Here is a 14,663-nt window from a genome sequence, read left to right on the forward strand (position 1 = left end):
CGGCTCACTCATCGGTCGCTGCTTTACCAAGATTCTGCCAACGAAACCCTTCGGCGGCGAAGATGTCTTGTGACTCGGTGGAGCAGATCTGCTGGAACAGGCGCGATGCCAAGTTCGGATACGGTGACTCTTTGGCAACCGCCCATGGTTGAGTCGCCACACTGCACTCGATCCCCTGAATCCGGATCGCGTCCAAAAACTCCGACGCTCCGGCGGCGTTGCTCAAATAAGCCACCGCGGCGTCCAGCGAACCGGTTTGCAACTGGTTGACCAGCATGTCGCCGGTCGGTGTCTGCACCGTCACATTGGGCATGATCTCCTGCTGAACGCCGCCTTCGCGAAACGTGTTTTGCGTGATCCAGCCCATCGCACACTGTTTTTCGTGGCCGATCCCGACACGCAACCCTTCTTTGCCCAAATCCCGCAACGAGGCGATCCCCTTGGGGTTACCCTTCTGGACCAGGATCACGAGTTCGTTTTGCGAGACCGGAACCGGTTCGGGAAACAGATCGTGAACCTGGTTCATGAACTCACTGTCACACGCAAAGTAGGCGTCGGGGTGCTGGCCGGCCTTCATTTGTGCCACCAAGATCCCGCATCCGTTGTAGACGCGATTGACCTTCACGCCCTCGCGTTTTTCGAACGCTGCGATCGTGTCCTCGATCGCCGGACGCAACATCGAACCGGCGAACACCGACAACTCGGGATGGTCCGCCCAAGTGTCACCGCCGGAGACGCGAAAGCCGTGCTCGGCGTAATGCTGTAGCCCTCGATCGGCTGATGAAACATAGCGAGCAAAATGCAATGCATCGGCTGCATGCTCGGTCGACGCAATCACACCGACCGAAATCTGCGATGCCGTCGCGGCCAGTTCGGGGATTTCGACGAAGGTCAAATCCGGATAGGTGTGCAGCACCGCGTCGTACACGATCCCGGCGTCGGCCGCCCCGATCTTGATGTCATTGGCCACTTCATTGACCGTTCCACGATACGCACTCGTGGCCTTGTCCAACGAGTCCCAGCGACCGAACGCATCCAAGGTTTCGCGGACGACTTTGCCGATCGCCGCCGAATCGGGACTGGCCAGAACGACACGGACGTCATCACGCAACAGATCGTCCAGGCTGTTGATCGATTTCGGATTCCCCTTGGGGACCGCGATCACGGCTTGCATTTTCGCGATCGGAAGCTCTTCCGCGATCAGTCCCTTTTCCTGACCCAGTTTCAGATAACTGTCGTCGGCCGGCAAATACAGATCCCCTTGGTTGGCGACTTCGATCGACGAAAGAAGTGTTTGCGACGGTCCGTACTGGATTTCAACGCTGCGGTCGAACTCCTGCTCGTACTCTTTGCGGATCGATTCCATCACCGCACGGTTGCTGGCGGCACAGTACAACATCACCGCTCGCCCGCTGGTCGACGGCTTTTCTTTTCCGCCCAGCATCACGCCGATGGCGATCAGTGCGACCAGCGAGCCGGCCATTAAGATATATGTTCGATTCATAGCTTTAGTTTATCTGCGACCCTGTGGTATCGGAACCAGGACGGGATTGCGATTGCGGCCTTCTTCGGCGCTGCGATCCGGGGGACGATTGTCGACGTCGCCGAACAGTTCACCGTCCCAGTCGGCATCGATCAGCAAATCGAAACCGGGATTCTGTTCTTTGACCTGGCACGAACAGGCACCACTCAGGAAGATCGTCAACTCTTCCATCAACCGCGGCGTCATGTCACGTGCCGGGATCACTTCCAGTGCCCGACCGCGGCCAAAGACCGGAACCAACAATGGTTCGCCTTCTTCGAACGCCTGTCCGCGCAATCCGGAAAGCAAACGGACCAAGAACCTCTCGCTGGGATCTTTCGGATCGATCTCCAACAGACTGAATTTCACCACCAACGGCAAGTCGGCGTACAATTCCGAGCCCGGCAATCCGATCCCTTCAGGCAACTTGATTTTCGACTGAAGTGTTTTGAATGTGTCTTCGACCAGCAGCTTTGCAGCAGCCGTTTTTCCATCGTCGGCCGATCGAACCAATAACCAGACGACACTGTGACCGGCCAGCAACCGATCGCGGAGTTCGTTGCGAACCGGTGATTGAAAAATCCCCATCCGATCCGCATCGCCGAGCGCTGCGTGCCAGTGGTTGACGGTGCGTCCCTGTCCCAGCTTGGTCCGGACCAGGACATGCGGCAACGTCGCTTGATCGTCCGCACTGATTTCCTGCCACAAAGTCTCGCGCGAGCGGTCTTTCCCACTGGCCAGATCGACCGCGATGACCTTGGCGTTGGCGTGCCCGCCGTGGTCGTCGGTCGAAGCGGTCAATCGTTTCATCAGGCGGGCGTCGGCGGGCGAGAGCGGTCCATCGTGAAAAACAATCACTTCGCAATCATCCGGCGTCCATCGTTCCAGTGCGTAGCGAAAGACGGGAATGTTGCACGCGCCGGCGCAAGAACTCCATGCCAAAAGGATGAAGGTTAGGACAAGTCCCCGCGAAGAATGGCAGGTGGGACCAAGACTTGGGCGACGGAAAATGCTCTTACATGACATCGTCACTGATTCAATCGTCCTCAATGGCTCCCCTCTCCCCCGGATTCTGGGCAAGCTCCACTTGCCCAGAATCCGGGGGAGAGGGGCTGGGGGTGAGGGGGCATCCGACGCACCACGATCGAAACGAGCGATCATGCGGTATTCATGAATCGAAGCAGCAAACATAACAACCAGTTTCAAACGTGGTCTAAACAATCCGGCAAAGTGAAGTGTTCTGAACTTCAAAAGCTCACTTCCCAAAACACATCACACTTCCGTCGAGCGTTGAAAGAAACAGACTGCCATTGGCGCCGGCCAGTCCGTCCCACGCTGGTAACGTGTCCAGCTTGATCTCATTTTCGATTTCGCCGGTGTCGATGTTCACCGCCAACAACGACGACCCATCCTTGCCCATCAAGGCCGCGTCCTGGTCATCGAGCAACGCTTGGACTTCCGGATCGCTCTCGCTGAGTTGCTGGAACGTTTCTTCTTCGTTGATCGTGTCCGGTGGACCGACGATGAAGAGCTTGTTTCCGGCCAACACCATGCCGCGTACGTAAACCGGAACATCTTTGGCCCACTTCGGTTTGACCAGCGAATCACCGGGTTTGACATTGTTGTTCCCGCCCTTCTTCGCGGTTTGATTGCGGCTGGTGAACTGGACGGCCATGCCGAATTTCCCGTCGACCAGTTTGCCGCCTTCGAGGGTGCCGTTGTTGCGATGCAAGCTGTGATCGCGAGCGGTGCCGTCGTCAAAGCTGACCGCCAGCACGGCATCGGCCGAGATCTCCGAACCGTCGCCGTAGCGTTTGGCGACCTGATCGGCGGTTGCCGCCAGGAAATACAACCGCACCTCGTCGATCGCTCCAGAGAAGGCCAACGGAGACGTGTAATCACCGACGGCGGTTTGACCATCGGCCCCGACATCCATGCCTTGAGCGGGGTCGACGTGAATCAATCCCGATGACTTGCCGCTGGCAGCGAGTTCTCCATCGACGTACAGCGACATCGACTTGTCTTCACCCAACACGCCGACGACGTGGTGCCACCCGCCGACGATCCGTTTGGGCCCTTCGATCGTCGACAGCCCTTGTTCGCTGCGGACCAAGAACTGCGGTTTGCCCGCTTTCAGCGTCAGCGCGAATCCGGCTGATGGACCGCCGCGCGCGATGATCACTCCCTGGGGCTTGGTCGATGTGATCCAAGCCTCCACCGTGATCGGTTTACCCTGTGGATTCAAACTCGGCGATTTGGGGAACGACGCGGACGGTGCCGACGCCCCGCCCCCTCCGCGTTTCTTTCCAAACCCTTCGGGAATCTCCGGCGGATTCTGTTCGGCGGAAAACAACTGGTGCTCCAGAACTGTCGTCCAACGCAAGTATTGTGGTTTGCGCCCGTAGCCATAAACGTACCCGTCACCCTTGACCAGGATGCGTCCCGACGGCGCGTACTTGCCGGCTTGATAGTAGCCGCCATGACCGCCGGCAAAACTCTGGCCCAGCACCCAATACGAGCGGTGGAACCAGGTGTCGTCCAAAAAGCCCATCGGCGCGAAGATGTGGGCGTCTTGGCCGCGCTGCTTGGAGGCTTGTGTGGCGAAGTCGCCCGAATTCGGTCCGATCTCTAATCGGTTGAGGTCAAAGTCAAATTTCTGGCTCTTCATGAACAAGTGCCGCCCGTCGGTGGACAAGATGTCGGGAAGCCCGACCGGCATTTGCAGGATTTGCAGTTTCTCCTGCAGGTTGTTTCCGGTCTCCGGATTGGTCTCGTCCATGATCGTTTCGGCCAGCTTTTTTCCGCTGGCCAAATCCAGCCGCAACAGCCGCATTCCGCCGTCCAAAAAGTTGGATCGCCCGGCAACGGTGTATACCGAGTCGTTGTGAATCAACACGCTGCCGTGCACCGGCCACAAGGATTCCAGTTGTTCATAGGCCATCGCACGACGATCGATCGGCGCGGCACGGTATCGCCAGACGAGTTCGCCGTCGGTGGTCAAACAATACACCCAGCCGTCGGCGGCACCAAAGACGACGCGGCCACGATGCACGGTCGGCGGCGAATCGATCCGCGCCCCGGCGGTGTAGCTCCATTTCGCATCGCCCGTTTTTTCGTCCAGGGCATGCAACGTGTGCTGGTCGATCTGGGCGACATAGACTTGCCCGTCGGCGATCACCGGGGCGGTCAGTCGGCCGCCCAAGTCCGCGGTCCATCGGGGGGCGACGTCGGAGCGAATCGTTCCGACAGTCGCGCCGCTGCGTCCCGCATCACGGCGGTAGGTCGGCCAATCGTCTGATCCGGCCGGGTTGGCGGCGGCCAACGCCACGTCGAACGCGGGGCCTTTTTCACGTCGCCCCGCTTCGGCGACCTTTGTCGGGATCGGACGGGTCGGGGCCAGCGGCGCCAGAGCGTTGAACCCGAACAGTTTGGCTTCGGGGTAACAGGCACAGTTGTGTGGCGGTGCGTACGTCAAACCGTTGCAGGGCATCACGCCGTACAGACACCCGCCGCGAACCCAGTGATGGATGTCCCAATGTTCTTTGTCGGGATCAACAAACTCGATCCCGGTCCGCGAAGGCATCAAGAAATTGTCGGTCGCCTTGGCGATGTAGCAACGGTGGTGAAACCAATACGTGTCCACATCGGGCGCAAATGATTTGACCACCTCGCCGGTTCGCGGGTTGCGTCCGGTGTAGACGCCGCTGTCCCTACCCGATGTCAACGGCGCCAACCAGACCAAACCATCGACGACCATCAAGTCCTGCGGTGATTGATAGCCGCTGTTGGGAAAACTCGCCTCCCACAGTTTTTCTCCGCTCTTCGCGTCGCTGCTGATCATCTTGCCGTCGCCGCCGGCGTACAACACCACGTCTTCGTAAACCACCAAGCGGGGACCAAAGTTGAACGTGAACGAATCGCGACGCGTCACCGATTCACTTTCCCAGACGATGTCGCCAGAATGTCCATCCAACGAGATGATCTTCTCGCCGTCGTGAAAGAAAATCTGTGAATCTTGGGCCGCCAACGTCAGCGGAGACACCTTCGTCTGCTTGGCCCAAAGCTGTTTTCCGGTGCTGGCTTGAAACGCCATCAACACGCGAGGTTCTTCGTTCCAGAAAAAACTGCGCGAACGCGCCTGGTCACCGACGGTGCCGTGCAGCGGGGCGTAGTCCTGCAGTTCCGCTTTCCCTTTTCGCACCACCAGGAACAACAGATCGCCGGTGGAGATGATTTCCTCGGTCGCATCGCTGCCTTCATAGGTTCGCAGCAACTCGCCGGTCGCCGCATCCAATGCGGTCAGCGGCGCGTTGAATCCCAGTGTGACGAAGACTTCCGATTCGGTCGAAACCAATCGTCGCGACAATTGCGTCGGACCGCTTTTGAGCGGCCAGAGGTGCGGTTGCCAGTTGTCGATGTCTTTTTTCCACAACACGCTGCCGTTGAAGGCATCGCGCGCGATCAGTTTCCATTTGGGCGGCAACTGGATCGAGATTCGGCTGCCTTCGTCCATGATGTAAAACATCCGCCCGCCGGTGGACACCAACGCACTCATGCTGGCCATCCGGTCGTGGTGCCGCGACCATCGCGGGCTGCCCACCCATTGTAGGTGTCGCGGCGGGGCGACGACGTCGTCGTGGGCGACCGAGTTGCCCGTTGCGTCGTGCAAGTAGTGAGACCACTCGTCGATGTTGTCCGGTCGCTCCTTGCGATGTTTTTCCCACCGGTCACCGTTCTTGACCAGGGCGACGCCGGCCGGCACCAGCACCCGCAGGACCTCGTCCATCGAGACGTCACCCAGCGATTCGGCGATCAGCAAATTCACCATGTTGTCGACATAGGGAAGCTGATAGCCGTCGAAACGGTCAAACGCGATGTCACCATAGTCGCCTTGGGCGATCACCCGGTCGCGGATCGAATTCAACTGATTCGCATCCCGGACCAACCCGTGAACCTGAGTCGCATCGTTTTGGCGCAGCGCCGCGGTCAGCCGGCCGTCCCCGGCATCCAAGTGCACGAAGAACCCGGCGTTGACGCCGGCCTGCTCGATCAGTTCGGACGCATCCTCGCGGATACCACCGTCCTCGCGGGCATCGGCGCGGCTGGCCCCAGAAAGACAGGTCAACAGAACGACCAAACAAGCACCAACGACATCTCGAATCGGTAGTCGCGACATGAAACAGCTCCGGACGAAGCGAACGGTGGGGAGAAGGGCAAGGCCCTGATTGTAACCGTCGCCGCCAGCCAGCGGTGTGGTGCCGCCGTCACGAACCTGCGGAAATCTACGGACGATCAGCGGTTTGGCACAAGCTATGCCTCTGACGACGAATCCCCACCGCCCGAATCCCCAACACCCGAATCCCCGACACCCGAATCCCCAACACCCTGCGCGCCTCGACTGCGTGCCTGCACCGCGCCCGATCGCCTGTAGACGCCCGTTTGCCCCCCATTCGGAAATGTCAACGAAGCCTGCTAAACCGTCAAAAAACGGTACGAAAAACGCGAAGTCGAAGTCAAAAAAGAAGACCAAACGTCGCAATCGGCTGGTCGCTGAGGGTGACACGTCACCTTCGCTGACACCACAGGAGTTGGAGGATTTCGAGGTCGATCGGTCCGTCGCAGCGGCCCTGCAGAGCAAAATCAGCGCCGTCCGAGACATCATCGAGACGACGCCCCCGCACGATGTGCACACGCTGGCCAAGACATTGGACGTGATCATCGACGGCGCTTCCCCGGAAGACGCCACCGTGCTGCGCAACGCCTTGTTCAAGAAGTCACACCCCAGTGCTGGCGGTCGGCGACGCAGCAGCCCCGACGACCAACTCTCCAGCGGCTGGCGCGACGGCGCATTCCCCTATCGCAACTTGATGTCGCGAAAGACGTATGAAAAACAAAAGTACCAGTTGCTGGTTGAACTGCTGAAACTTCAGGCCTGGGTCAAGGAATCCAAAGAAAAAGTGGTGATCCTGTTTGAAGGATGTGACGCGGCCGGAAAAGGGGGGACCATCAAACGATTCATGGAACACCTGAGTCCTCGCGGTGCACAATTCGAATGGACTCGTCGCCTCGTCCACTACGCGAAACCAAGCGACGTCCAAGTCACGCCGGCGGGTGAGGATGCGATGCCCCACGGCGCAAACGATACGCTACTCTATTAACGCGTTCATTTATCCCGCCGCCCGTCAGACCAAAGGCTCTCAGCATGTCCGCCGCAAATCCCTATGAATCGTCCGCCGCTCCTCCATCGATGACGCCCACGCGGCGGACCGTCACGGTCAAGCGGCTGGACGTAATGTCCTGCGGAACCATGCTGGGTGTGCTGTACGCGATCCTGGGGCTGATCGTCGGTGCGATGTTCACGTTGATGGCGTTGGTCGGGGTCGCCGCGCAGGGCGGTGATGCGGTGGCCGGGCTGATCGGCGGCATCGGCGCCATCGTCCTGATGCCCTTGTTTTATGGCGTCGGTGGCTTCATCGGCGGAATCATCGGGGCACTTCTGTACAACATGTGCGCCACCTTCGTGGGCGGGATCAAATTCGATTTGGAGTGAGCCCGGCCCTCAAAAGACGTGAATGTCTTTGCCGATGATCGCGTGTCCGGCGGCATCGACGACATTGGACCAGATCTGCCACTCCTCCTCGATCCGGCGGAGTGCGGCTGACCAGGCGTCATGCCGATGGTTCCCGTCGCGATTGCTGCTCATGACCTGTTCGTACAGCCTGATCGTCCGCGCCGCCATCTCCTCCATCGAAAACCGCTGCGCCGTCTGCCAGGCCCCGGCACTCCACTGCCGATAGCGATCGTGCGGGGCATCGTGGACTTGAATCAATGCATCGACAAATCGATCCGAGACCACGTCAACATCACCGCCCCCGGGAATCGGGGACTTGATCAACAGACCATTTTCGCCGTCGCGAACCACGTCGCGGACTCCCGCAGCATCGACCGCCACGATCGGCACCGACGCCGCCATCGCCTCGGTGATCACCATCGCTTGTGTCTCACTTTGCGAGCTGAACGCGAACACGTTCATCGCATGGTAAAGGTCGACCAGGTCGTTGCGTGGCAGATTGCCCAACAGCTTCAAACGGTCCGACACGCCGTGCTTTTCAAACACATCGCGCACGGTCTTGCCCGATGGCCCCTGGCCGGCCACCACAAACATGGCGTCAGCACATCGCTGGACAAATCGGGCGACGCAAATCGCCAAACACTCCAGTCCCTTTTCCGGCGCCAAACGCCCGACATGCCCAACCACAAACGGACCCTCGTCGATGCCCAGACGTTTTCGCGCCTCCGAGCCGTCCCCATGACGAAAACGAACGACATCCACTCCCGTCGGGATTTCAGCCATCGGTCGGGTCACCCCCTGCTCCCGTAACCGCTTGTAGATCGTCTTGCCCGGAGCGATCACCGCGTCACACAAATTGCAGTAGCCGACCGCCAACTCGACCACGAATCGTTGCATGGTTTTGGAATCGCCGGGCACATAGTGCGTGTACTTCTCGTATTGCGTGTGGTGCGTGAACACGATCGGAATGTCGCGCCCGGCCGAAACCCGGAGCGCCGTTCCGCCCAGCAAAAAGGGATGGTGCGAGTGGATCAGGTCCGGCTGGAACTGATCCAACGTCGTCTTCAAATAACCCGGAATCGGCACCGGCACCGAAAAATCCGAACCGTTGAAATGCTGCACCGCCGGAATCCGTACCACGCCCGTCTCATCGGTCGGCGCACCTTCAAACTCGGGTGCCACGATCAACACCCGATGCCCAAGCGCGCGAATCTCCTGGGTGAACTGCTGCACGCTGCGACACACGCCACCGACATGCGGTGTGAATGTGTTGGTAAACATCACCACCTTCATCGCTCGATCTTCCGTCTGGCGTCGTTTTGTTTTCGATTCGGCTCTACCGTCGCCGTCCTCTCCGAGGTCGGCGCGGAGCAAAGCTTCGCTTTTCAATCAGCCGAGGTCGGAGAACACGGCGACTCTCCGAACGCACCGTCGACCCGAAAATTGAGTGGCGGTAGACTGGGAGCGATGCGGTGCAATTGACAGGCCAATGCGGCCGCAGCGATCCGAATTCCAACCCGCTTGGTCCGCTGTTTGCATCACAGGCCGGTGTTCAGCGAAAGTCCCAAGCCCTTGGGTGGATCACGACGAGGAGAGATCGTGGAAACGAAACGGCCATGTGAATTCACCAGTACGGCACGTTGGCCTTGCCAACAGTTGCCGATCGCACCGAATTCGCCGACCGCCGATCGCCAACGATGCTCTCTCCGTCCCACGGCGGTGGCGCGCGATCCGGACCGGTGGGGCCTCGCGACGGCACCGTCATCGAAGCGGAAAACCACGTGCCGACCGTGCACTTCCGTCACGGGTGTGCGAGAATGCACACTCGGTAGTCGATCTCACCCACGCACCCGGAGTGGCTTCAAGCGATTACCAGCGGCTTGGCATCCTTGATCGCCCCCTCGACCTACTTCACCCGCATCACCTTGCCAACGAGTCCAGCGAACCACCATGTCTAATTCACCGATCAAGCTGCTGCTTGTGGAAGACGAAGACGATTTCCGTGAAACTTCCGCCCGCTGGATGGAGCGAAAGGGGCACGACGTCAGCGCCGCAGCGAGCGGAGCGGAAGCCTTGGAATTGTGCGCCCAAGACAGTTTTGACGTCGCGGTGTTCGACATGAATATGCCGGGGATGTCGGGGATGGAGTTGCTGCAGCGGGTCCAGCAAGACAAGATCGAGATGGAAGTGATCATCTTGACCGGCCAGGGCACGATCGAATCGGCGGTTTCGGCGATGAAGTTGGGCGCATGCGATTTCTTGACGAAACCATGTTCGCTGGGCGACCTGGAACACCATTGCATGTTGGCCCGCGATCGAGGCCGTTTGCGTCGCGAAAACAAACAGCTCAAAGCGATCATTTCGCGCAGCCGTCCCGCGTTGGAACTGGTCGGTGAATCACCGTCGATGCGGCAAGTCGTCAAGATGGTCCACAAGGTCGCCCCCACGGACAAACCGGTCTTGATCCAGGGTGAAAGCGGCACCGGGAAAGAGGTGGTGGCCCGCGCGATTCAACAGAACAGCCGCCTGAGCGACAGACCCTTTGTCACCATCAACTGCGCCGCGCTACCGGAACAGTTGGTCGAAAGCGAACTGTTCGGCCACCAGAGAGGATCCTTCACCGGCGCGACATCCGACAAACCCGGTCTGTTCGAAATCGCCGACGGAGGCACGTTGTTTATCGACGAAATCGGTGAACTGCCGCTTTCTTTGCAGCCCAAACTGTTGCGTGTCTTGGAAGACGGCTCGATGCGACGCATCGGATCGCACAAGGAACGGTTCGTCAACGTGCGAATCATCGCCGCGACCAACCGGGACCTGGCCAAGGAAGTCGAATCCGGGAATTTCCGCGAGGATCTGTTCTACCGCGTCAACGTGCTCTCCCTGCAACTCCCCCCACTGCGGGAACGCAGCGGCGACGTGGATCGATTGGTCGATCATTATTTGCCGGTTCCGTGGCATGTCGACCAGACCGCCCGCGATGCGCTCAATCGCTACCCCTGGCCCGGAAACGTTCGGCAGCTGATCAACGTGATCCAACGCGCCACGATTCTGGCCGATGGTCACGATGTGACGCTGGACGACCTGCCCTCTGAAATCGCCGATTGTGCCGATGGCGACGCCCCGCGGCACCCCAGCGACCGTGGCGGCAACGCCGATTCATCCGAATCCGATCACGGCGACGCGGCCTTTAAACCCGAATCGCTGAAACTGGACGACATCGCCAAAGCACACGTGATGTACGTGTTGGCCAAAGAGAATGGCAACAAAGCCAAAGCGGCTCGCGTGTTGGGCATCCACCGACGCAAACTCTATCGATTGCTGGAACGTTTCAACGGCAGCGAAGCGGAAGCACCGTTGAGCGCGGTCGAGTGATTCCGCGACACTCGCTGGCTTGGGGATTTACCCGTCGACGTTGGCGTCGCCGGTGATCTTGTCTTTGTACAGTGCCAGTCGCCCCAAGGCGTCATCGACGTCGCGTTTGGAGGCGCCGTAGTCTTCCATCGCGTCGGCGAAGTGCCCACAGAATTTTGCGAAGTGCACCGCGGTGATCCCGCGACCGGCATGGATCCGGGTCAAATCGGCCCCCGAATACTCGGCAGGCCCGTCAAAGGCCGACGCCAGAAAATGGAATTGCATCGTCCGCAAGCGTTCCATCGAGACCCCCTCAAAAAACGGTGCCAACTCCGGATCCTCCAGAACTCGGGCATACATTTCTTGAACAATCGCAGCGACTGCGGCGGTGCCGCCAAGACGGTCAAACAGGACTTGAGAATCGTCAGACATCAAAATCTCACTGAAAGTGGACGGCAACGAACTTCACGGGGACAAGTGTTGGTGTCTAGCCTTTCGGCCAATGCCACTTACTTTTTGAGCCGACGGCGCTAGCCTCGAGCCTTGGATTTCCCTTGTAAGGCCCGAGGCTAGCGCCTACGGCTCAGTTTGTGACCGAAAGTAAGTGGCATTGGCCTTTAGGCGATTCCCGGTCGCTGCTTCGCAGCGGCAGAAGACGCCTCAAGGCTGGACACCAGCGTTTGCTGCATCCCCTCACATTTATCCCCACGCACGCCGGGGCGGCAACGCTACTGTTGTAACCTTGGACACCGATTCTGTCAGGAACCGGCCGCCTCGACTTTCAGGATGTGCATCGTCGTCTTCAACACCGAATCGGGGGTCAGGGAAAGACTGTCGATCCCCTGTTGGACCAGAAACTCGGCAAACTGCGGGTAGTCGCTCGGCGCCTGGCCGCAGATTCCGATCTTGCGGCCGCTTCGCTTTGCCTGGGCGATCACGCTGGAAATCATTCGCTTGACCGCCTCGTTCTGTTCATCGAAGACGTGGGCCAGGATGGCCGAATCGCGATCAACCGCCAACGTCAATTGCGTCAGGTCATTGGACCCGATCGAGAACCCATCGAAAATCTCCGCGAATTGATCGGCCAGGATCACGTTGCTGGGGATCTCGCACATCACGTAGATCTCTAAACCGTTTTCGCCACGCACCAAGCCGTGTTTCGCCATCTCCGCTTGCACGCGTTTTCCTTCTTCGATCGTGCGACAAAACGGAACCATCAGCTTGACGTTGGTCAGCCCCATCTCCCGGCGGACCCGCTGGGCGGCTTTGCACTCGAGCGCGAACGAATCGCGAAACCGGTCGCTGTAATACCGCGACGCGCCCCGAAAACCGATCATCGGATTCTCTTCCTTCGGCTCATACGCCCGGCCCCCGATCAGATTCGCGTACTCGTTCGTTTTGAAATCGCTCATTCGAACGATCACATCTTTCGGATAAAACGCGGCGGCAATCATGGCGATGCCTTCGGACAAACGGTCGATAAAGAATTGTGGTTTGTCGTCGTATCCGTACGTCGCCTGATCTACCGCGGCGCGGGTGCTGGGGGCCAGTTGGTGAAAATCGATTAATGCTTGTGGGTGCACCCTGACGGAGTTGGAAATGATGAACTCCACCCGCGCCAGGCCGACTCCGTCGTTGGGGAGTGACGACAGCGCAAAGGCCTCGTCGGGCGTCGCGACGTTCATCATGATCTTGGTTTTCGGTCGCCCGATCGCGCCCAGATCAATCGTCTCGACTTCGAACGGTAGTTCTCCGTCATAAACGACGCCGACATCGCCGCTGGCACAGCTGACCGTGACGACCTGGCCGTCACGCAATCGATCGGTTGCCTCGCCGGTGCCGACGATCGCTGGCAACCCCAGTTCACGGCTGACGATCGCTGCATGACAGGTCCGACCGCCGCGGTTGGTGACGATTCCCGCGGCACGCTTCATCACCGGTTCCCAATCCGGATCCGTCTTGTCGGTCACCAAAATCTCGCCGTCTCGGAAGTGGGATAATTCATTCACATCGTGAACCAGGCGGACCGGGCCCACCGCGATCTTCTCGCCGACCGAGCGTCCCTCCAGCAGTTGCTCGCCCTGACGTTGAAGATGGTAACGTTGTAATTCATGCACCGAGCGCCGCGACTGGACCGTCTCGGGCCGGGCTTGAACGATGAACAATTCCCCCGTATTCCCGTCCTTGGCCCACTCCATGTCCATCGGGCAAAACGTACCGCGCAGGTCGCTGTAGTGGTCCTCGATCACACACGCCCACCGCGCCAGCTGCAAAATGTCTTCGTCGCTGAGCGCCTGACGTTTGGCCATGTCATCGGCGACCGGCACGTTCTTGGTCATCTTGCTGCCGCCCAAGTCGTACACCATCTTGATGGACTTGGACCCCACCGTCCGCTTCAAAATCGGGCGATAGCCGTCGCGGAGCGTCGGTTTAAACACGTAGTACTCGTCCGGATTCACGCTCCCCTGGACCACATTCTCGCCCAGACCATAAGCGGCGTTGATCAACACCGCGTCACGAAAACCGGTTTCGGTGTCGATCGAAAACATCACCCCCGACGACGCCAGATCCGAACGCACCATCTGTTGGATTCCGATCGATAGCGCCACCTGCATGTGGTCATAGTTGTGGTGCGCGCGGTAGGAAATCGCCCGATCGGTGAACAACGACGCCAAACAGCGTCGACACGCGTCCAACAAGCTGGCCTGTCCGCGAACATTCAAATACGTCTCCTGTTGGCCGGCGAAACTGGCGTCCGGTAAATCCTCCGCCGTCGCGCTGCTGCGGACCGCAACGTCGGCCAATTCACCACGCTCCTTGGACAACCGGTGGTAGGCGTCGACGATCGCCTTGGACAACTCGTCCGACAGCGGCGTATCGAGGATCATGTGACGAATGATCCGGCCGTGATGTTGCAGCGACCCGACGTCCCGATAATTGATCCCACTGAGAATCTGCTGGATCTTGTCGTCCAGCCCGCTCTCCGATAAATGCCGACGATAGGCCGACGCCGTCGTCGCAAACCCGTTGGGAATCCGCACGCCGCGGGGCGTCAATTCGCGATACATCTCGCCCAACGAGGCGTTCTTGCCGCCAACGATGCCGACATCGTCCATGCCGACTTGGTCAAACCAGCGAATCGCGTCCGTGGCGGAGTCTGCTGCCGTACTCATCGTGACACTCGGGATCAGGTGGGAACAGGAATTCGGTCGCCGT

Annotated in this window: 9 protein-coding genes; 3 read left to right on the forward strand and 6 right to left on the reverse strand. The window is 59.4% G+C overall.

Annotated features, from left to right (window positions below):
- Positions 1–4 precede the first annotated feature (4 nt).
- The 3 genes from modA to Mal15_RS28055 all read right to left on the reverse strand — a co-directional run bounded on the left by modA (position 5) and on the right by Mal15_RS28055 (position 6,698).
- Complete coding sequence (gene modA / locus Mal15_RS28045) at positions 5–1,504, reverse strand: molybdate ABC transporter substrate-binding protein (protein ID WP_147870786.1); 1,500 nt, start codon at positions 1,502–1,504, stop codon at positions 5–7.
- Positions 1,505–1,513: 9 nt separating this feature from the next.
- Complete coding sequence (locus Mal15_RS28050) at positions 1,514–2,332, reverse strand: hypothetical protein (RefSeq protein WP_147870787.1); 819 nt, start codon at positions 2,330–2,332, stop codon at positions 1,514–1,516.
- Positions 2,333–2,777: 445 nt separating this feature from the next.
- Entirely contained in the window at positions 2,778–6,698 is a 3,921-nt protein-coding gene (locus Mal15_RS28055; RefSeq protein WP_147870788.1) for an outer membrane protein assembly factor BamB family protein, read from the reverse strand.
- A 280-nt stretch (positions 6,699–6,978) separates the two neighbouring features.
- Between Mal15_RS28055 and Mal15_RS28060 the strand changes: the two genes are divergently transcribed.
- Both Mal15_RS28060 and Mal15_RS28065 read left to right on the forward strand, forming a co-directional pair.
- Positions 6,979–7,680, forward strand: a complete 702-nt coding sequence (locus Mal15_RS28060; RefSeq protein ID WP_147870789.1) for a polyphosphate kinase 2 family protein — start codon at positions 6,979–6,981, stop codon at positions 7,678–7,680.
- A gap of 44 nt (positions 7,681–7,724) precedes the next feature.
- Complete coding sequence (locus tag Mal15_RS28065) at positions 7,725–8,072, forward strand: hypothetical protein (RefSeq protein ID WP_147870790.1); 348 nt, start codon at positions 7,725–7,727, stop codon at positions 8,070–8,072.
- A 9-nt stretch (positions 8,073–8,081) separates the two neighbouring features.
- Here the strand turns inward: Mal15_RS28065 and Mal15_RS28070 are convergent, their stop codons facing one another.
- The gene (locus Mal15_RS28070; protein WP_199773749.1) at positions 8,082–9,374 is read right to left on the reverse strand and encodes a glycosyltransferase; all 1,293 of its coding nucleotides are present in this window, start codon (positions 9,372–9,374) and stop codon (positions 8,082–8,084) included.
- A 669-nt stretch (positions 9,375–10,043) separates the two neighbouring features.
- Between Mal15_RS28070 and Mal15_RS28075 the strand changes: the two genes are divergently transcribed.
- A complete protein-coding gene (locus Mal15_RS28075; RefSeq protein ID WP_147870792.1) occupies positions 10,044–11,468 on the forward strand; it encodes a sigma-54-dependent transcriptional regulator in 1,425 nt (474 codons plus the stop codon).
- Positions 11,469–11,495: 27 nt separating this feature from the next.
- On the opposite strand, the gene Mal15_RS28080 is transcribed toward Mal15_RS28075, so the two are convergent.
- Positions 11,496–11,879 carry a group I truncated hemoglobin gene (locus Mal15_RS28080; protein ID WP_147870793.1) on the reverse strand — a complete coding sequence of 128 codons (384 nt, stop codon included), beginning with the start codon at positions 11,877–11,879 and terminating at the stop codon, positions 11,496–11,498.
- A 326-nt stretch (positions 11,880–12,205) separates the two neighbouring features.
- The gene (ppsA, locus tag Mal15_RS28085) at positions 12,206–14,620 is read right to left on the reverse strand and encodes a phosphoenolpyruvate synthase (RefSeq protein ID WP_147870794.1); all 2,415 of its coding nucleotides are present in this window, start codon (positions 14,618–14,620) and stop codon (positions 12,206–12,208) included.
- Positions 14,621–14,663 lie beyond the last annotated feature (43 nt).

Origin of the sequence: Stieleria maiorica (assembly GCF_008035925.1) — a bacterium.
Lineage (GTDB): Bacteria > Planctomycetota > Planctomycetia > Pirellulales > Pirellulaceae > Stieleria > Stieleria maiorica.

What these genes read in the sequence shown, in the direction of transcription:
- modA (WP_147870786.1), bottom strand. Translation starts at nt 1,504, where the DNA reads ATGAATCGAACATATATCTTAATGGCCGGCTCGCTGGTCGCACTGATC.
- Mal15_RS28050 (WP_147870787.1), bottom strand. Translation starts at nt 2,332, where the DNA reads ATGAAACGATTGACCGCTTCGACCGACGACCACGGCGGGCACGCCAAC.
- Mal15_RS28055 (WP_147870788.1), bottom strand. Translation starts at nt 6,698, where the DNA reads ATGTCGCGACTACCGATTCGAGATGTCGTTGGTGCTTGTTTGGTCGTT.
- Mal15_RS28060 (WP_147870789.1), top strand. Translation starts at nt 6,979, where the DNA reads ATGTCAACGAAGCCTGCTAAACCGTCAAAAAACGGTACGAAAAACGCG.
- Mal15_RS28065 (WP_147870790.1), top strand. Translation starts at nt 7,725, where the DNA reads ATGTCCGCCGCAAATCCCTATGAATCGTCCGCCGCTCCTCCATCGATG.
- Mal15_RS28070 (WP_199773749.1), bottom strand. Translation starts at nt 9,374, where the DNA reads ATGTTTACCAACACATTCACACCGCATGTCGGTGGCGTGTGTCGCAGC.
- Mal15_RS28075 (WP_147870792.1), top strand. Translation starts at nt 10,044, where the DNA reads ATGTCTAATTCACCGATCAAGCTGCTGCTTGTGGAAGACGAAGACGAT.
- Mal15_RS28080 (WP_147870793.1), bottom strand. Translation starts at nt 11,879, where the DNA reads ATGTCTGACGATTCTCAAGTCCTGTTTGACCGTCTTGGCGGCACCGCC.
- ppsA (WP_147870794.1), bottom strand. Translation starts at nt 14,620, where the DNA reads ATGAGTACGGCAGCAGACTCCGCCACGGACGCGATTCGCTGGTTTGAC.